This window comes from Polaribacter haliotis (genome assembly GCF_014784055.1).
GTDB classification, from domain to species: Bacteria; Bacteroidota; Bacteroidia; order Flavobacteriales; family Flavobacteriaceae; genus Polaribacter; species Polaribacter haliotis.
The window spans coordinates 2,740,470-2,759,545 of the sequence record NZ_CP061813.1; the positions used below are offsets into that span (position 1 = coordinate 2,740,470).

A 19,076-nucleotide genomic window follows, 5' to 3' on the forward strand; every position below is an offset into this window, starting at 1 on the left:
CTTTCACGTTATTAAGACTTATTCTAAACAACGTATTTTTGCAAATGTAGTTATTTTTATTAAATCTAAATAAGTGGATATAAAATTATTTTTCTTAACGTTTGTTATAGCGCTATCAACATATTCTCAAGAGAGTCAACATACAGTTTCAGGAAATGTAGTTGATAACTTTGGAAATCCATTATTTGGAGCTTCGGTAGTTCTTGGTAACAATTTACGAACTACAATTACAGGAGAAGATGGTAGATATATTCTTAAATTTATTCCAAATGGAAACTATTTAGTTAAGGTATCATATTTGGGTTTTATTTCAAGTTATAGAGAAATAAGTCTAGAAAATACCAGCAATAAAAAGCTAACCATAAATTTTACATTAACGGAAAGTGTAGAGGGTTTAAAGGGAGTAAGTATTAAAACTAAAACAGAAAAAACTAAAAAAGAAACACAAGGCTTTGCAGTAAATGTTATTAAAACCAAAGATGTAAGTCTTAGAAACATACAAACTAACGAATTATTAAACACAACAGTTGGTGTAAAAATTCGTCAAAATGGTGGTTTGGGTTCCGATGTTAATTACAGTTTAAATGGTTTATCTGGCAATGCAGTAAGAATTTTTATAGATGGTATTCCTATTTCTATGTATGGATCTTCTTACAATTTAAACAGTATTCCTCCATCAATGATTAAGAACATTGAAATTTATAAAGGTGTTGTTCCTGGTCATTTGTCTGATGATGCTTTGGGAGGCGCAATTAACATTGTACTTAATAATGATGATAAAACAAACTTAAATGCATCTATTTCTTACGGGTCATTTAATACCACGCAAGCAAATGTTAATGGTTTGTATCGATTAAAAAAATCTGGATTTACAGTAAAATCAGCAATTTTTCATAATTATTCTGATAATGATTATAAAGTATCTGGAAGAAGTGTTGTAGATACTGGTTTAGGAGGTGTACAAACACCAATTACAGCTAAAAGGTTTAATGATGCCTATAAATCTACAGGAGTACTATTTCAAACTGGTTACACAGATGTAAAGTGGGCAAATCAATTCTTAATTGGCTTAAATGCATCTAAAGATTATAAAGAAGTACAACATGGTGCTTTTATGACCATAACACCCTACAAAGGCAGGTTTTTAAAATCAGATGCCTTATTAGCAAATATAATCTATAAAAAGAAAAACCTTTTTACTAATGGACTAGATGTTAATATAAACGGTTTATATGGTAAAAGAAACCGAGCTGTAAATGATACTCTTGCAGCAGCTTATAGTTGGACCGGAGAAAGAGCTATAGATTATAAAGGTGATGAATACGATTATACTTGGGGTTCCCAACAAGAAGGAGGCCCAACGTTAGCAAAAATTAAAAGAAATGTAGCGTCTATAAGAACAGGGCTTTCTTATGCTGTTAATAAGCAGCATAAAATTTTAGCAAACCATGTTTATAGTGGTGTAGATAGAGAAGATAGTGATGTTTTAGTTTCTGTATTAGAAAATACTTTTAAAGGTACTCGAAATATTTACAAAAACATATACTCTTTAACCTATGAGTTTACAGCTTTTGAAAATAGATTAAGAACAAGCGTATTTGGAAAACATTATCAACAAAAAACTACAAGTATAGATCCAGAAATAAAAACGGACGCTAACGGAGTTAAAAGTATTGTAGACGAAGTTGTAAGTAGCAATGTATACCAAGATGGCTATGGTTTTGCAGCTTCTTATGCAATTACACCAGTAGTTACTTTATTGGCTTCTGCAGAAAAAGCAGTGCGTTTACCAGATGAAACAGAAGTTTTTGGTAATGATGGAGATAATGTTGTGGCAAACCCAACTATAAATCCAGAACAAAGTAAAAACTATAATTTAGGTTTTAGATTTGGAACCTTCAATATAAAAAACCATGATTTTTCTATTTCTACAAATGTTTTTACTCGAAATATTAAAGATAGAATTGGCTTACCTCTAGAAACCTCTTTTAATGTTGATGATGAATTAATAGTATACGTAAATCAAGGAAGCGGAACTTCTAAAGGTATAGATGCACAATTAAGTTATACTTATAACAGAAATTTTGGTTTAAATTTTAATATATCTCGTTTCGATTTAAAAATTATAAATAATAATGTAGAAATAGATGTACCAAACACACCTTTTTATACAATGAACGGTAGTTTACGATACTCTTTTAAAAATTTAATTCAAAAAGAATCTAGATTAAACATTTTCTACTCTATGTATTTTACAGATGAGTTTTCTTACCTAGTACCTCAAGGATCCAATACAGTTGGTAATGATTTTTTTAAAATACCTCAACAACTAGCTCAAGATTTTGGTCTTAGTTATTCATTTCCAAACAAGAAACTTGTTGCTAGTTTCGATATTAAAAACATATTCGATAAACCTGTATTTGACAATTTATCTGTACAAAAACCTGGAAGAGCTTTTTACATAAAATTAAATTACACAATCAATAAATTTAACTAAATATTAAAATAAAATGAAACAAATATCTTTAAACCACAGAGTATTAGCCCTAATAATATCATTTGGGATATTTACAGCATGTAGTAATGATGTTAATGAAGATCCAGTTAATCCAGAACCAGAAGTAACAAGATGGATTACAATAGCTGGAGCCAAAATGGGAGACAACCCAGGAGATGGAAATGGAGGAACATTAATTTATTCTGTATCTAGTGAAGATGCCAAAGACCCTACAATTTCTATTAATCCTTTTGAAAATGGGTTTATAGCGCCTTCTAATAGAACTGCTAGACTACAAGCTTCAGAAGATGGAAGTACAATTTTTAATATTAGTTATGCTGGAGATACTGGTGGTAATTATACTAAATATTCTGTAGCAGGAGGACAAAAATTTACACCTATAGGTTCTGAGGTAAGTATTGCTCCTTATGTTGGTACTGCTCCAAGATGGATAAAATTATTTGATGGAGATAAAACCGGATCTGCAGTATATGTGTCTACAGAGCATCAAGTTAATGATAATGGAACACCAAATGATGCAACAGATGATGTTTATACATACACAAAAGCCACAATAGGTGTAGTTACTTTAGATTTAGAAAATTCTTCTATTAATAAATTTCAAGAACATGTTGTACGTCTAAGCCCAGAAGAAGAAGCGGCAGGTTATTATTTTTCTAGAATTGATATGCCAACTTTAAATGCTGCCGGAGATAAATTATATATTGGTGGTCGTTTAAGTAAAGTAAATCCTAGTACTGTTGAAAGTGATAGTGGATATGAAATTTTAGGTTCTAAAACCATTGTTTTAGATTATCCTTCTTTATTAAATCCAACAGTAATTACATCAACTGTTGGTCATGGTAATACTAACGGATACCGAAGTATTAATGCTTTTGAATATAATGGAAGTGTTTACCAAGCAAATCAAAGCGATCCAGAAGGTTCTCATATCTTAAAAATTGGTGCAAATAATGAATATGATAATTCTTATGATTTTAATTTAGACGATGCTTTGGGTGTAACAGGTGCTTATGTGCTTGCTTGGAGACCAGCTGCAAACGGAAAAGCAGTGCTAGCTTATCGTCATGAAGGTTCTGCAGATGGTTTAGCAGGCGCTCAAGGATTTTTTGCTTTAGTAGATTTAGATGCTAAAACAGCTGTAAAAATTGATGAAATTCCTTACGATCCAGATTTTTATTTATTCCAATATCAAGGTTTTGCAGTTGATGGGAATGAAATATATTTAACCCAAGCTCCTGTAGGTAAAAATGGAAATATTTATGTTGTAGATACAGAAACTAGCACAGTTACTAAAGGTGCAGAATTAGTAAACACTACTGGAAGTCACTTTATTGGGGCATGGTAAATTTAGAGTACTATAATAAATACATATTAAAACTCCTTTCTAAAATTAATAAGAAAGGAGTTCTCTTAAAAAAACTATAATGAAAAAATTAATCATTTTACTATTGTTAATAGTTCCAATTTTTGTTTTCTCACAAAGAGGACAAGGACAGCAAAACACCAACGAATTTCATAACAGAGATTTTTGGAAAACGCAACCAGATGTTGCAACCGTAAAGCAAAAAATTAAAGAAGGTAATGATCCTGTAAAACCAAATAAAGAGGCTTTTGATGCTCTTTGTTATGCTATTATGGCAAATGCTCCTTTAGCAACAATTGAGTATTTATTGTCTTTACCAGGTAACAATATTAATAAATCGACTCATGATGGTAGAAGTTATTTAATGTGGGCAGGTTCCGCTGGCAATATAGAAACCATGAAACTATTATTAAGTAAAGGTGCTGATACAAAAGTAGTAGGTAGCCATGGTTTTAATTGGTTTACGTTTACGGTAAATGCAGGTCATAAAAATACAGATATTTACGATTTAATGATTGCAAATGGTGTCGATTTAAAAGAAACTAACCGAGCAGGAGCAAATGCAATTTTATTAATAGCACCACATAGTAATGACGGAAAAGTTATTGAGTATTTTAAGAAAAAAGGATTAGATATTAAAGCAACAGATAAAAAAGAAAACAATCTTTTGTTTTATGCTGCTAAAGGTGGGAATATCGATTTAATAAAAAAATACATCGCTAAAGGTTTTGACTATAAAAAATTGAATGCTGATGGAGAAAATATCGTGCTTTTTGCAAGTCATGGAGGAAGACGAAGTAGTAACCCACTTAAGGTTTACCAATATTTTGATTCTTTAGGTTTGAATATGATATTAACAAATAACAACTCTGAAAATGCTTTACATAATATTGCATTAAATACTAAAGATGTTAATATTGTTGACTTTTTTATAAAAAAAGGAGTTAACATTCATCAACAAAATAAAGTAGGAAATACTCCTTTTTTAAATGCTGCAAAAGGAAATAATCTTTTAGTTTTAGAAAAATTAGCACCATTATCTAAAAACATCAATCAACAAAACAAAGAAGGTTTTTCTGCTATAATTTATGCAACACAAAGTATGAATATAGAGGCTTTTAATTTTTTAAAACAAAATGGAGCAAATGTGAATACTGTTGATGCTGAAGGAAACAACTTATATTATCATTTATTTAATGCTTTTAGTAGAAGAAATAGCAAAACATTTACTGCTTTTGAAAAGGCTTTAGCAACTGCAAAAGTTTCATTTAAAAATGCTTCAAAAAACGAAAATTTACTACACATTGCAATTGCAAAAGGCGAAAATAAAATAATAAAAAAAGCTTTAGAATTGGGCGCAAATATTAATCAAAAAAATAACGATGGATTAACACCATTACATTTAACGGCAATGAAAGCTAAAGATGTAAAATTGTTACAACTTTTAATAAGCAAAGGCGCAGATAAAAAAATTCTTACCGATTTTAACGAAAGTGCTTTTGATTTAGCTAAAGAAAACGAACTGTTAAGCAAAAGTGATATTACATTTTTAAAACAATCTTAAATTATATTTATATGAAACTTTATAAATTTGTTCTTGGAATATTTTGTTTGTCATTTATGGCTTTTACAACCATAAAAAACATCGAACTTACATCGAAATACAAATGTATGGTTCAGTTAAAAAACTATGAAGGAGAAGGCGCTTATGTTGTGGTATCAATAGTGGATAAAGACAATAATTATATAAAAACGCTACATATTTTAGGCGATGATGAAAAGTGGTATCCAGATATACCAACATGGTGGTCTTTTTTTGAAACCGCAAAAGATACCCAAGTAGATGCAATTTCAGGAGCAACTATTGCTGGAGGAGAACGTGCTATTTTTACTATTCAGTTAGATAAATCTGATTTAACAGCAGGAAATAAATTAAGATTTGAAACGTCTGTAGAACATCAAGATTATTTTGAAAAAGATTTAGAAATTTTGTTAGAAAGTGAAAACTTAAAAAACAAATTTGAAGGCACAGGATATATTCGTTACGTTAGAATTATACCAAACTAATTAAAAAACATGCTTAACAAAATATGGAGATACAGTCATTTTTACCTGACTGTATCTTCTTTCTTATTTCTACTTTTAGCTTCAATTACTGGGTCTTTTTTGGCTTTTGAACCTATTCAAGAAAAGTTACAACCTCACTATATTGAAAATGCTGAAGATGTTCCTGTGGCGCAATTAATAGATACTTTAAAAAACAAGTATAACGAGGTTTTAGATATAGAAGTAGATAAGAATTATTTTGTAAAGGCAAGTCTTTTTAGTTTAGAAGAAGCTATTGATGGGCAATTTTACATTAATCCTTTTAATGGAGATAAAATAGCCGATATTCCAAGAAAAGGAGCTTTTTTTGAGTTCTTAACTAATTTTCATCGTTCCTTATTTTTAAAAACTCCAGGAAGGGTTTTTGTTGGCATTAGCTGTTTTTTATTATTTTTAATAGCCATTACAGGTTTATTATTAGCGATTAAAAGACAAGGAGGTTTTTTAAAATTTTTCTTAAAAATTATAAACGATAAATCAATACAATATAACCACGTTGCTTTAGGAAGATTGTTCTTAATTCCTATTATTATTTTGGCGTTATCAGGAACGTATTTGTCAATGGAACGGTTTTCGTTATTGCCAAAAACTAAAGCTATAGTTACGCAACAAGAATCGGTTTCTAAACTAAATATTACTTTTTCTAAATTCCCTATTTTTAAAACGATAACTTTAAAAGAAGTAAAAAAAATAGAATTTCCTTTTTCTACAGATGAAGAAGATTTTTTTATTTTAAGCTTACAAGATCGAGAACTAGAAATTCATCAAAAAACAGGAGAAATTGTAAAAACAACATATTATCCTGTTACAAAAATATTAAGTGTATTAAGTTTTAATCTGCACACAGGATCAGGAAGTATAATTTGGTCTTTAGTATTATTTATTAGTTCGCTTTCTGTTTTATACTTTATGTATTCTGGAAGTATAATTGCGTTTAAACGTATGCGTTCTAAAACAAAAAATAAATACAACGCTAACCAAGCTAATTTTGTAATTCTAATTGGGTCAGAAAATGGAGGCACAAAAAGATTAGGAAAAACTTTACAGCAGTCTTTATTAAAAGCAGGTAAAAAAGTGTTTTTAGATGATTTAAACAACTATAAAAGTTATCCTGCAATTGAACAATTAGTTATTATTACTTCTACTTACGGCGATGGAGAGCCACCAAGCAATGCAAATTTATTTTTAACCAAACTCCAGCAAATCAAAATTATAAAACCCTTTACTTGTAATGTAATTGGGTTAGGATCTTTTTCGTATTCAAAATTTTGTGAATTTGCTAAAAGCGTTCAAAGACAAGTTGTTTTAAATAATCAGATTATTGTTCCTCAAGAAACTCCGTTATTAATTCATAACCAGAACTATAAAGCATTTAGAAATTGGGTTTTAGAATGGAATACTAGCTTAAATTTAAATTTAGAAATTCCAAAAGAATTGTCTTTTATAAAACCAAAAGAGACGATTTTTAAAGTAGTTGAAAAACAAAATGTTATTGATGAATATGCTGAAACTTTTAAACTAACCTTAGCATCAAAAAAAAGAATAAAATTTGTACCTGGAGATTTGTTAGGAATTACTCCTCCAAATGAAACTTCAGAACGTTTATATTCTATTGGTAAAAACAGTAATGGAGATTTATTATTGAGTATAAAAAAACATTCTCTAGGTATTTGTTCTAATTTTCTAAATGGCTTAAAACCTAATCAAGAACTAAAAGGAACCATTCAAAAAAACAAACAATTTTATCTTCCTAAAAAAAGCAAACAGGTTATTTTAATAGCCAACGGAACAGGAATTGCCCCATTTTTAGGCATGATTCATCAAAAAAAGAACATTCCTAAAACTTTGTATTGGGGAACTCGAACTAAAATTTCTGAAGAATTATACAAAGTTCAAATTTTAGAAGCGTTACAAAAAAAGACACTACAAGCGTATGATGTGGCTTTTTCAAAAGAAGAAAGTCCTTATAACTATGTTCAAGACATTATTACAAGAGATGAAAAAAATATCGTAAAAACACTTTCAACAGGAGGAACTATTATGTTATGCGGATCTATAACTATGCGTAATGGTGTTTTTGAGCTTCTAGAAAAAATTTGCTTTAGAAATAATCTACCCGCTTTTGAAAATTTCAAAAATAAAGGGCAAATTTTAACAGACTGTTATTAATGTTTTTTTAACAAAATATTAATTAGTTGCGTCTGCAACTAATTAATGACTTTGTCTATTTTTGCGAAAGTGAAAGAAAAGCAAGTACATATCGATTTTGAAAATTCTATTGGGCCTTGGTTGGGTAGAACAGGTAAAATAACAGATTATTTTATTCAGGAATCGTTTAAATTAAACAATCTAGATCTTACAAAAGAACAAATGATAGTTCTTAAAAAATTAAATGATCAAGACGGTTTAAATCAAAACGAATTGGCTTTTTTAACGTTAAGAAATAAGTCTTCATTAACGCGTTTGCTTACTAAAATGGAAGGAAAAAAATATATTTTTAGAAAACAAAGTAAAGAAGATAAGCGAATTAAAAATGTGTACTTAACGGAATTCGGAAAAGAGGTTTTTGAAAACACCAAACCGGTTATTCAAAATATAATATCTACAATGGAGCAAAATATAACTGTAGAAGAAAAACAACAAATAATAAAAATATTTAAAAAAATACAAACTAATTTCTGCTCAACTGCAGAACACATTTAACTAACAAACATGAGAAAAATAATTTTAGCTATTCTTGGGGTTTTAGCTATTGTTGCTGCTGTTTTAGTAGGTAACTACATTGTAGAAAAAAACCAAAAACCAAAACCGAAGTTTAAAAAACAAATAAAAACAGTTTTTGTAAAGAGTGTAGAAAATAAAGAAATTCCTATTATTCTTACTGCAAGTGGAAACTTAACTGCAAAAAATAAAATAGATATTTTTTCTGAAGTTCAAGGAATCTTTAAGCCTTCCAGAAAAGCATTTAAAGCAGGAACAAAATACTATAGAGGAGAAACTTTATTAAGTATAAATAGCGATGAATTTTACGCAAGTCTGCAATCTCAAAAAAGTAGTTTATACAATTTGTTAACTTCTATTATGCCAGATATACGTTTAGATTATCCAGGTGAATTTAGTAAATGGGAAAACTATTTAAAAGGTTTTAATATTAATAAAACAACTCCAAAATTACCTAAATTTTCAACAGATAAAGAGAAATATTTTATTTCTGGTAGAGGAATTTTAACAGCATATTACAATGTTAAAAATTTAGAAGTTAGAAATTCTAAACATCAAATTAGAGCTCCTTTTTCGGGAATTTTAACAGAAGCTTTGGTAAGCCCTGGAACGTTGGTTAGAGTTGGACAAAAATTAGGTGAGTTTATAGACCCAAGTATTTATGAAATGGAAGTTTCAGTAAATGCAGAATTTGCAGATTTATTAAAAGTTGGAAATTCTGTGGCACTTTCTAATCTAGAAAAATCAAAAAAATATACAGGAAAAGTGGTTCGTGTAAATGGTAGAGTAGATCAAGTTTCACAAACCATTAAAGCTTTTATCGATGTAAAACATCCAGATCTAAAAGAAGGTATGTTTTTAGAAGCAGAATTAGTTGCAAAATCTGAAAGCGAAGCTATAGAAATTTCAAGAAAATTATTGGTTGATAATGCAGCAGTTTATACCGTTAAAAACGATAGTATTTTAACGTTGGCAAATGTAAATCCTGTTTATTTTGGAGCAGAAAATGTGGTGATAAAAGGGTTGAATAATAACGATAAAATTTTAACACAAACTTTACCAGGAGCTTTTGATGGGATGATTGTGAAAATTAATAAAAATAAGTAATTAGATGAAAAAGATAATTACCTATTTTATAAAATACCATGTTGCAGTTAACGTAATTGTTTTTGCATTTTTCGTCTTTGGAGCCTTTGGAGCTTTAAGTATGAAATCTTCCTTTTTCCCATTGGTAGATTCACAATTAATTAGAATTTCTTTAGCGTATCCTGGAGCTTCTCCAGCAGAAATGGAAGAAGGAGTTGTACTTAAAATTGAAGATAATTTAAAAGGAATTGTTGGTGTAGAAAGAGTTACTTCAGTTTCTCGAGAAAATTCTGCAAGTGTTAACGTAGAAGTAGAAAAGGGAAAAAATATAGATATTGTTTTATCTGATGTAAAAAATGCAGTAGATAGAGTTCCATCTTTTCCTTCAGGAATGGAGCCTGCAGTAATTGCAAAAGTAGAAAGCATAAGACCAACCATTAGTTTTACAATTAGTGGAGATAATGTTTCTTTAAGTGCATTAAAACAATATGCAAGAAACGTAGAAAATGATATTCGTGGTATAGAAGGAATATCTCAAGTACAAATTTCTGGTTTTCCAGAAGAAGAAATAGAAATTGCAGTTCGTGAAAACGATTTAAGAGCTTATAATTTATCTTTTACAGAAGTAGCAAATGCCGTTAGAAATTCTAATATTTTAATTACTGGAGGTAATATTAAAACTACGGACGAAGATTATTTAATTCGTGCCAGCAATCGTTCTTATTACGGAATTGAACTTCAAAATTTAATTGTTAGAACAGAAACTAACGGAAATATAATTCGCTTAAAAGACATTGCAGAATTAAGAGATACATGGTCCGAAAATCCTGACAGGTTGTATTATAATGGAAATTTAGCTATAGATATTACAGTTAGTAATACCAATAATGAAGATTTAATTTCGTCTGCGGATAATATTAAAGAATACATCCATAAATATAACCAACAACAGCAAAATGTTCAGTTAAGTGTTACAAGTGATAGAAGTATTACTTTAAATGGAAGAACAAAATTATTAGTAGAAAATGGTGTTGTAGGAATTCTATTAGTACTTTTCTTTTTAGCACTATTCTTAAACGTTCGTTTGGCAATTTGGGTAGCTTTTGGTTTGCCAGTTGCCTTTTTAGGAATGTTCATTTTTGCGGCTCAATTTGATGTTACGATTAATGTTTTATCATTATTCGGAATGATTATCGTAATTGGTATTTTGGTAGATGATGGAATTGTAATTGGAGAAAATATTTATCATCATTATTACGATTTAGGCAAAACAAAAGTGCAAGCTGCCATAGATGGAACCATGGAAGTAATTCCGCCAATTGTATCTGCAATTTTAACTACAATTATTGCTTTTTCTACCTTCTTTTTTGTGGATGGAAGAATAGGAAGTTTTTTTGGTGAAGTTTCTACAATTGTACTCTTAACATTATCTGTTTCTTTAGTAGAAGCCTTAATTATTTTGCCAGCACACATTGCGCATTCTAAAGCTTTGGATAGAAAAAAGTTAGAAAATGGCGAAGATAAAAAGACAAATAAATTCGATGCTTTTTTTACTAAAATAAATAGAGGTGCAGACAAGTATTTAGGGAAATTTAGAGACAACTATTACGTTCCGTTTTTAAAATTCTCTTTAAATAATAAGATTTTCGTTTTCTGTCTTTTTATAGCAACCTTATTAATCAGTTTTTCTGCGTTACAAGGTGGTATTATTAAAAGTTCATTTTTTCCAAGAGTTGCCAGTGATCGAATTCAGATTTCACTAAATATGCCACAAGGAACCAATGAAAGAATTACAGATTCTGTAATTTCTTTAATTGAAGAAAAAGTATGGATTGTAAATAAAGAATATTCAGAAAAGCAAAGTGGAGACGAAGATGTTGTAGAAAACGTAATTAAAAGAGTGGGTCCAGGAAGTGCAAATGCAACTTTAGATGTTAATCTTTTACCAGGAGAAACGCGAGATTTTTCTTCACCGAAAATTACAAATGCAATTCAGAAATTAGTTGGAAAAGTATATGGAGTAGAAAGTTTGGTTTTTGGTTCTGGAGGTAATTTTGGTGGAAGTCCTGTTGCAGTTTCTTTATTAGGAAATAATATTACAGAATTAAAAGCAGTAAAAGACGAGCTAAAAGAAACCTTGGAAAACAATCCTTTATTAAAAGATGTTACCGATAACGATCCTGCAGGAATTAAAGAAATAAAAATATCTTTAAAAGACAATGCGTATTTATTAGGGTTGAATTTGCAAAGTATTATGGCGCAAATTAGATATGGTTTCTTCGGTTTTCAAGCACAACGTTTTCAGCGTGGGCAAGACGAAATTAAAGTTTGGGTTCGTTACGACAAAAAAGACAGATCTTCTATTAACGATTTAGACGATATGCGAATTATTACGCCAACAGGCACAAGGGTTCCATTTTCTGAAATTGCAACCTATACAATAGAAAGAGGAGATATTGCAATAAACCATTTAGAAGGAAAGCGTGAAATTCAAATTTCTGCAGATTTAAAAGATTTAGAAACGAGTGAAACCGAGATTTTAGATAATATTAAAAATAATATTATGCCAGAAATCTTGTCTAAATATCCAACAGTTTCCCCTTTATACGAAGGGCAAAATAGAGAAGCTAAAAAAACGACAGATTCTGTAAATTTAGTTGCGCCAATTATTTTAATGTTGATTTATATCGTAATCGCATTTACATTTCGTTCTTACAGTCAGCCAATTTTATTAATAATAATGATTCCTTTTAGTATGATTGGTGTTATTTGGGGCCATTACATTCATAATTTCTCCATCGGAATTTTATCCTTTTTAGGAATTATTGCCCTCATAGGAATTATGGTAAATGATGGTTTGGTTTTAATAGGGAAATTCAACAGTAATTTAAAAGATGGTTTAAAATTCGATGATGCTTTAATAAAAGCGGGTCAATCTCGTTTTAGAGCTATTTTCTTAACCTCTTTAACTACAATTGCAGGTTTAGCACCTTTAATTTTCGAAAAAAGTAGACAAGCACAATTCTTAATTCCAATGGCAATTTCAATTGCTTATGGAATTGCAATTGCCACAATTTTAACCTTGGTAATGTTACCAATGATGTTAGCTGCTTCCAACACTTTAAAAGTAAAAATTAAATGGCTTAAAACAGATAAAGATATTACAAAAGAAGAAGTAGAAAGAGCTATTATAGAAGCAAATTACGATGATGGAAGTTCTACAGAAATCGAATCTAATAAAGAAAATTACGAAAGTTTAGAGTCTAACTATAAAAAAGATGAAAATGAATAAAAAAGCAATACTATTTCTTGTTTGTTTAGCAACTTTAAATAGTTTTTCACAAGAAATTTTAACAAAGAAAGAAGCGTTAGCAATTACGTTAGAAAATAACTTCGGAATTAAAATTGCGAACAATAATATTGAAGTTGCTAAAAATAATACGAGTATATACAACACGCGTTATTTACCAACTGCGACTTTAAATTCAGGAGCAGATTATCGAAGAAACAATCAAACAATTGTGTTTACGGACCCAAATACTGGTGGAGATAATGAAAGAGTTGGTAATGGAGTTGTTACAAAAACGTATAATGCTTCATTAGGATTAAACTACATGATTTTCGATGGTTTAGGCAGAAAATACAATTATCAGCAATTAAAAGAAACCTATAATTTAACAGAATTACAAGCAAAAGAAACGATTGAAAATACGTATTTACAATTGTTTACAGTATATTTTCAAATTGCAAGATTATTGGAAAACACCAATAATTTAGAAGAAGCATTAACGATTTCTAAAAGCAGGTTAGAACGTGCGAAATATCAATATGAATATGGACAATCTACCAGATTAGAAATGTTAAACGCAGAAGTGGATATAAATAATGATAGTATTACTTTAATAAACTCCAGACAACAATTAAGCAATGCAAAACGTGGTTTAAACATCATTTTAGGTATTGAAAAAGTGGTGGATTATGAAGTTGAAACTGAAGTCGAATTCAATAAATTAATGAATTTTGAAGAATTACAGCAAAAAACTTTGGCAAATAATAGTTTGTTGAAACAGAACGAAAAAAATATAGCAATTAGCGAATTCAATATTAAAATTAACAAAGCAAGTTATTTGCCTTCTCTAAATTTTAATACTTCTTACGGTTTTAATAGAACTGAAAACGAAAATCTCGTAAATCCTTTTGGAGCACGTTTAATTACTTCAGATGGTTTAAATGCAGGTTTAAATTTAACATGGAATATTTTTGATGGTGGAACCACAAAAACAAGAGTTGCCAATGCTAAAATTGCTCTAGATAATCAGCAAATCTTATTAGAACAACAAAAAGTAACCATTTCTAATAACCTAAAAAATACTTGGGAGAATTATAACAACCAATTATTTATTTTAAAAGCACAAGAAAAAAACGTGCAAACAACACAAAATAATTTCGATAGAACTCAAGAACGTTATAAGTTAGGTCAAGTAACTTCCATAGAGTTTAGACAAGCACAAATTAATTTAATCAACTCTAAAACAGCATTTAATAATGCAAAGTTCGATGCTAAATTAATTGAATTACAATTGCTACAATTAAGTGGAGATATCTTAAATGTAAATTTTTAGAAACTGATTTTTATCATAATTTAATCTTTATTTTCTTTATAATTTTGATTTCTTAAATTATAAGATGATGAATTATCTAAACATACCTTTAGTTTCTTGGGTAAATGGAACAATTATGATTGGCATTTTTGCTTTAGTTGTAATTGGTTTGGTTGTAGCTGTTTTTTTATTGATGAATAGCGATAAGAAAGCGAAGTAATTTTTTCAAATAAAAACTAATAATCTAATATATCTTAATTGTTAATTTTTGGTTAAGAGTTAGTTAAGGTATAGAAACATGATAATTATCATGTTTTAAAAAACATAAAGCTACTAATTTTGTAATGTAATTACATCTTTGTAGTTAAAGTGGTTTACTCTTTAAGCCCACACTATTATAGTAAGTAGTAGTATTTTGACGACTAACCCGAGTTTTTAACTCGGGTTTTTTTATCTTCGAGTATAATTAATTTATGCAATTGTAATTCGTACCTTATTTAATAAAGTTATCAGACAGGGAATAGTTGATAGTAAATTTTACCCTTTAACTAAAGTAAAATTAGAATTAAATTTTCAAAAATAGAAAAGGTTAGTTTATATGCTAAAATATTTAAGCTTTCGATAATCTTACTGATCAAGAATTGCACGCAAATAATTTACGGTTCTTCAATTTTTATTTGGCAGGAAAGCGAGAGGCAAATTTACTATAAATTAAATGAGATGATATTTATGACGATAGGCTTCACTATCGAATGAATAAGGATGATAAACTTTTATTATTAAAACTACCAAATAAGGTTTTGCCAATAATAGAAGAATATAGAAAAGAGAAGTTAAAACAGCATGACTTTATATTTCCGGAGCTTAAAAAAGCCAATGTAAAAAGTGATAAAGATATATTAGCAAAAACAAAAACAGCTAATAAAAAGTTTAATAAATATTTGGAAACGATAGCAGAAAAAGCAGAAATTAATAAAAAGCTAACTATGCAAATTGCAAGGCATACTTTTGGAAATATCTCTGGAGATAAAATACCTATTCAAATGTTACAGAAGTTATATAGGCATTTTTCGATTACAACAACAATAAATTATCAATCTAACTTTATGCATAAAGACAGAGATGATGCTTTAGATAAAGTAATAGATTTTTAAAAATTTATTTTATCTTTAGCCTATGGAAGTTATTTGTTTACAAGACGAAGCTTTTTATTTATTGATTGAAGAAGTTGTTGATCGATTAAAAGAAAAGGAAAATATTATACAAGACAAATGGGTTCCACCAGATCGTGCAATGGAAATTTTGAATATAAAAAGTAAAACAACACTTCAAAAACTTCGTGATGAAGGAAGTATTACGTTTACACAACCACAAAAGAAAATCATTTTATATGATTATGATTCCATTATGAAATACCTTAATAATCATACTAAAAAATCATTTTAATGGAAAACGAGAAATACATTAAAGGTTTTAATGATGTTTATCTTCTAAAACAATACAAGCCACAATTAATAGAAAATCTTCTAAACATATCTTCATCCAGTGATTATATTCAAGGGTTAAAAGATGGTGGACTTACTTATTATCAGAAAAAAATAAAATCAAGAACTCAAGATTTAAATAAGATAAAATATTTAAAAAATAAAGGACAAGAAAAAGGTTTAGAAAGATAATTAAATTACTAAATCCGATTATTTTAATTCTTATATTCTTTATGAATCGATTGATTTTAAAAAAAAAGCAGAAAACTCTTAAGTACAAAGTATAATTATGTCATTTTTTTTTGAATCATTTTAAATGGAAATACTATAGTTTTCAATGAAAAAAACACAAATAATGATGATAATATAGTTTTTGTGTTTTTATAATGAAAGATTTGAATTTTAGTGTTTTAACATTTAAATTAGTAGTCTATGAAAAAAATAGTTTTCTTCTTGCTTATAACCTCAAATTATTTATTTGGACAATATAATTATGACTTTCAAAACCATATTGATACCGTTGAAAATTTATTAAAAAATAACCAAGTAAAAAAAGCTAACAAATATTCTAAAAAACTAATTGAAACAGGAAAATTAAATAAAGACAGTTTATTAGTAGCACTTGGTTATAAGTTCAAAGGTAACATTCAACACCAAAATATTCAAATAGATTCATCAACCAATAGTTACAAAAAGGGAGTAAACTATTTAAATAATAAAAAAGAAAAATTATATGCGGATCTTTTGACTAATATTGGTCGAAATTATGGAGGAGAAGGAATGATAGATAGTATGTTATATTATCATAAAATTGCGCTACCTATTTATAAAAAATTAAAAAATAAAAGAGGTCTATCAATATTACATTTTGGTCAAGTATATAGTTATATAAAAAAGTTTAATTTTTTTGAGGGAGAAAAATCCTTAAATCAACTATTAATTATAGCTGAAAAATATAAAGACCCCTTAACAGAAGCAAGGGCATATTATATGTTAGGTATGCTAAATGCCGTTCAAAAAAATTTTATTGAAAGTGTTAAATTATTTAAAAAAGCAGTTAAAATATTCGAAGAGGAAAACGATTTAATTTCCCTTATAAGTACCTATTCGGCAATAAGTTCTGTTCTTATATTAGATAAAAATTTTGAAGGTGCTAATAATTGGGTTCTTAAAGCATTAAAAATTTTAGAGGAAGAAAATATTCCTATTAGTGGAGCAATAATTGAATTGTACTCAAATTATATTAATATTTTGATAAAATCTAATAAACTAGATAAAGCACAGGAGGTAATTGATTTAACTAAAAAATTTGACTACAAATATTTAAAGCCTTACAGAGGAGTTATTTGGATTAATGAATTGTCTCTACTTTTAAAAAAACAGCAATTTCAAGATTTCTCAATTTTAAGTAAAGAATATAATTCAAATGAGATTAATATAGAATTTAGACCAGAATACAATAAAATTTTAGCGGAATATTATTTAAGAATTAAAGACTATAAATTAGCTTTTAAAAGCAAAGAAGAATACTGGAGGCTAAAAGACTCTATATTAAATAATGAGATTAGAAATAAAGTTATTTATAATCAACAAAAATTTGAATCCACAATAAAAGAAAAAGAAAACCTACAACTGAAAGCAGATAATATTGAACAAGAACTCCTCACTCAAAAAGCAAATACAAGAAACTGGTTATTATTACTAGGGTTAATAGCTGCAGGTATTGTATCTTTTGTTATTTGGAAACGTTATAAATCCGAAGCTAGAGCCAAAGCAACTATTTTAAATCAAAAAAATGTTATTGAGAATTTACAAAAAGAATTACACCACCGTGTAAAAAATAATCTTGCCATCATAGATACTTTTATTGAAGTAGCTAAAGAAGAGTTTGATAATAATAAATTTGATGTAAAATTAACAGAAATACAAAATAGAATTGTAAGTATTAATGAAATTCATAAACAGTTGTATCAAAATAGTGATGTAACGAATCTAGATATTAAAAACTATATAGATGTACTTTCTAAAAATGTATCTCAATCATTTACCAACAAGAAAATTACTCTTCAAAATAATATTGAAAATATAAATCTAAATGCAGACACATCATTTCCAGTTGGCTTAATTATAAATGAATTTTTAACAAATTCCTATAAACACGCTTTTGAAAAAGAAGGGAATATAATTATTGAAATGAAAGATAAAGGGCAAGAGTATCTATTAACTCTTTCTGATAATGGAAAAGGTTTGCCTAAAGATTTCGATATTGAACAAATAGAAACTTTTGGGCTTCGTATTATGAAGCTTTTAACTAAACAGATAAATGGTGTGTATAGTTTAGAGAGTAATAATGGACTTCAACTAACAATACAAATTCCTAAGGTATGAAAGCACATATTTTAATAGTAGAAGATCAGCCTGCATTATATGAACGGTTACGCAGAGCTTTAGTAAAACAACGTTTTACCGTAGATGAATATACTAAGAGTTATGACGAAGCCATACTACGTATAAAAAATAATACTCCAGATGTTGTATTACTTGATATAGATTTACAAGGAAAAAAAGACGGTCTTGATTTGGGCAAAATACTTCAAAAAGAATATAAAATTCCTTTTATTTATGTTACTGAATTTGATGACGATATGACCTTTCAGAAGGGTCTAAATACCAATCACGAAAGTTATATAGTTAAAACAAAACCAAGGTTAAACATAGAAGATGTAACTCGTGCTATTCACACTGTATTACATAAAAAACAAGAAAATGAATTGAGCATTCAAAAAGATGCTGTTATTGGTTTAGTTGGATATTTAGATGATGTAAAAGAATATGGAAAAAGTGGAGTAACTCGTGTGCCAATAGCATATAAAGATATTGCTTTTTTTACTGTAAAACCATTCATTAATCAAGATGAGGCGGAAGAAAATTTGAGAGCAAATTATCTCTGGTTTCAAACGGTAAATAATGAATATTATTTCTTGAAATCTTCACTTAAAGAGATGGTAAAACACTTACCACTTCACTTCATTAGAATTAATGAAAGTTATATTGTTAATCTATCTCCAGAAATTTTAGAAGGAAGAATTAATGGTTCAAGAATTTCAGTTATGGGTAGGGAGATAATTGTAAAAAATACTTATAAGAACGAGTTTGAAAAAAGATTGAAATTAATGTATCACTAATAACTATTC

At 28.4% G+C, this 19,076-nt stretch carries 15 protein-coding genes; all 15 read left to right on the forward strand.

Features of this window, described 5'->3' with window-relative positions; translation table 11 throughout:
• Positions 1 to 73 precede the first annotated feature (73 nt).
• The 15 genes from H9I45_RS11855 to H9I45_RS11920 all read left to right on the forward strand — a co-directional run bounded on the left by H9I45_RS11855 (position 74) and on the right by H9I45_RS11920 (position 19,067).
• A complete protein-coding gene (locus tag H9I45_RS11855; protein WP_228454895.1) occupies positions 74 to 2,497 on the forward strand; it encodes a TonB-dependent receptor in 2,424 nt (807 codons plus the stop codon).
• 13 nt (positions 2,498 to 2,510) lie between these two features.
• The gene (locus H9I45_RS11860; RefSeq protein WP_088352739.1) at positions 2,511 to 3,866 is read left to right on the forward strand and encodes a DUF4374 domain-containing protein; all 1,356 of its coding nucleotides are present in this window, start codon (positions 2,511 to 2,513) and stop codon (positions 3,864 to 3,866) included.
• Positions 3,867 to 3,945: 79 nt separating this feature from the next.
• Entirely contained in the window at positions 3,946 to 5,448 is a 1,503-nt protein-coding gene (locus H9I45_RS11865) for an ankyrin repeat domain-containing protein (RefSeq protein WP_088352740.1), read from the forward strand.
• Between the two features lie 11 nt (positions 5,449 to 5,459).
• The gene (locus H9I45_RS11870; RefSeq protein WP_088352741.1) at positions 5,460 to 5,951 is read left to right on the forward strand and encodes a DUF2271 domain-containing protein; all 492 of its coding nucleotides are present in this window, start codon (positions 5,460 to 5,462) and stop codon (positions 5,949 to 5,951) included.
• A gap of 9 nt (positions 5,952 to 5,960) precedes the next feature.
• On the forward strand, positions 5,961 to 8,159 hold the full coding sequence (locus H9I45_RS11875; protein ID WP_088352742.1) for a PepSY domain-containing protein: 2,199 nt from the start codon (positions 5,961 to 5,963) through the stop codon (positions 8,157 to 8,159).
• Between the two features lie 45 nt (positions 8,160 to 8,204).
• A complete protein-coding gene (locus tag H9I45_RS11880) occupies positions 8,205 to 8,693 on the forward strand; it encodes a MarR family winged helix-turn-helix transcriptional regulator (protein ID WP_228454898.1) in 489 nt (162 codons plus the stop codon).
• A 9-nt stretch (positions 8,694 to 8,702) separates the two neighbouring features.
• On the forward strand, positions 8,703 to 9,818 hold the full coding sequence (locus tag H9I45_RS11885) for an efflux RND transporter periplasmic adaptor subunit (protein ID WP_088352743.1): 1,116 nt from the start codon (positions 8,703 to 8,705) through the stop codon (positions 9,816 to 9,818).
• Positions 9,819 to 9,822: 4 nt separating this feature from the next.
• Positions 9,823 to 13,089, forward strand: a complete 3,267-nt coding sequence (locus H9I45_RS11890) for an efflux RND transporter permease subunit (RefSeq protein WP_088352744.1) — start codon at positions 9,823 to 9,825, stop codon at positions 13,087 to 13,089.
• Positions 13,082 to 14,419 carry a TolC family protein gene (locus H9I45_RS11895; RefSeq protein WP_317043369.1) on the forward strand — a complete coding sequence of 446 codons (1,338 nt, stop codon included), beginning with the start codon at positions 13,082 to 13,084 and terminating at the stop codon, positions 14,417 to 14,419. The genes H9I45_RS11890 and H9I45_RS11895 overlap by 8 nt, the downstream gene beginning before the upstream one ends.
• A gap of 64 nt (positions 14,420 to 14,483) precedes the next feature.
• A complete protein-coding gene (locus tag H9I45_RS16435) occupies positions 14,484 to 14,618 on the forward strand; it encodes a hypothetical protein (protein WP_254917156.1) in 135 nt (44 codons plus the stop codon).
• A 532-nt stretch (positions 14,619 to 15,150) separates the two neighbouring features.
• Entirely contained in the window at positions 15,151 to 15,552 is a 402-nt protein-coding gene (locus H9I45_RS16340; protein WP_228454901.1) for a tyrosine-type recombinase/integrase, read from the forward strand.
• Between the two features lie 22 nt (positions 15,553 to 15,574).
• Positions 15,575 to 15,844, forward strand: coding sequence for a DNA-binding protein (locus H9I45_RS11905; RefSeq protein ID WP_088352746.1), 270 nt, complete (start codon positions 15,575 to 15,577; stop codon positions 15,842 to 15,844).
• A complete protein-coding gene (locus H9I45_RS11910; protein ID WP_088352747.1) occupies positions 15,844 to 16,074 on the forward strand; it encodes a hypothetical protein in 231 nt (76 codons plus the stop codon). Before H9I45_RS11905 ends, H9I45_RS11910 begins: the two co-directional genes overlap by 1 nt.
• Before the next feature lie 240 nt (positions 16,075 to 16,314).
• On the forward strand, positions 16,315 to 18,270 hold the full coding sequence (locus tag H9I45_RS11915; protein ID WP_088352748.1) for a sensor histidine kinase: 1,956 nt from the start codon (positions 16,315 to 16,317) through the stop codon (positions 18,268 to 18,270).
• Entirely contained in the window at positions 18,267 to 19,067 is an 801-nt protein-coding gene (locus H9I45_RS11920; protein ID WP_088352749.1) for a response regulator transcription factor, read from the forward strand. The genes H9I45_RS11915 and H9I45_RS11920 overlap by 4 nt, the downstream gene beginning before the upstream one ends.
• The last annotated feature ends 9 nt before the right edge of the window (positions 19,068 to 19,076 follow it).

What these genes read in the sequence shown, in the direction of transcription:
- H9I45_RS11915 (WP_088352748.1), top strand. Translation starts at nt 16,315, where the DNA reads ATGAAAAAAATAGTTTTCTTCTTGCTTATAACCTCAAATTATTTATTT.
- H9I45_RS11865 (WP_088352740.1), top strand. Translation starts at nt 3,946, where the DNA reads ATGAAAAAATTAATCATTTTACTATTGTTAATAGTTCCAATTTTTGTT.
- H9I45_RS16435 (WP_254917156.1), top strand. Translation starts at nt 14,484, where the DNA reads ATGATGAATTATCTAAACATACCTTTAGTTTCTTGGGTAAATGGAACA.
- H9I45_RS11885 (WP_088352743.1), top strand. Translation starts at nt 8,703, where the DNA reads ATGAGAAAAATAATTTTAGCTATTCTTGGGGTTTTAGCTATTGTTGCT.
- H9I45_RS11870 (WP_088352741.1), top strand. Translation starts at nt 5,460, where the DNA reads ATGAAACTTTATAAATTTGTTCTTGGAATATTTTGTTTGTCATTTATG.
- H9I45_RS11910 (WP_088352747.1), top strand. Translation starts at nt 15,844, where the DNA reads ATGGAAAACGAGAAATACATTAAAGGTTTTAATGATGTTTATCTTCTA.
- H9I45_RS11895 (WP_317043369.1), top strand. Translation starts at nt 13,082, where the DNA reads ATGAATAAAAAAGCAATACTATTTCTTGTTTGTTTAGCAACTTTAAAT.
- H9I45_RS11860 (WP_088352739.1), top strand. Translation starts at nt 2,511, where the DNA reads ATGAAACAAATATCTTTAAACCACAGAGTATTAGCCCTAATAATATCA.
- H9I45_RS11905 (WP_088352746.1), top strand. Translation starts at nt 15,575, where the DNA reads ATGGAAGTTATTTGTTTACAAGACGAAGCTTTTTATTTATTGATTGAA.
- H9I45_RS16340 (WP_228454901.1), top strand. Translation starts at nt 15,151, where the DNA reads ATGAATAAGGATGATAAACTTTTATTATTAAAACTACCAAATAAGGTT.
- H9I45_RS11920 (WP_088352749.1), top strand. Translation starts at nt 18,267, where the DNA reads ATGAAAGCACATATTTTAATAGTAGAAGATCAGCCTGCATTATATGAA.
- H9I45_RS11880 (WP_228454898.1), top strand. Translation starts at nt 8,205, where the DNA reads ATGACTTTGTCTATTTTTGCGAAAGTGAAAGAAAAGCAAGTACATATC.
- H9I45_RS11890 (WP_088352744.1), top strand. Translation starts at nt 9,823, where the DNA reads ATGAAAAAGATAATTACCTATTTTATAAAATACCATGTTGCAGTTAAC.
- H9I45_RS11875 (WP_088352742.1), top strand. Translation starts at nt 5,961, where the DNA reads ATGCTTAACAAAATATGGAGATACAGTCATTTTTACCTGACTGTATCT.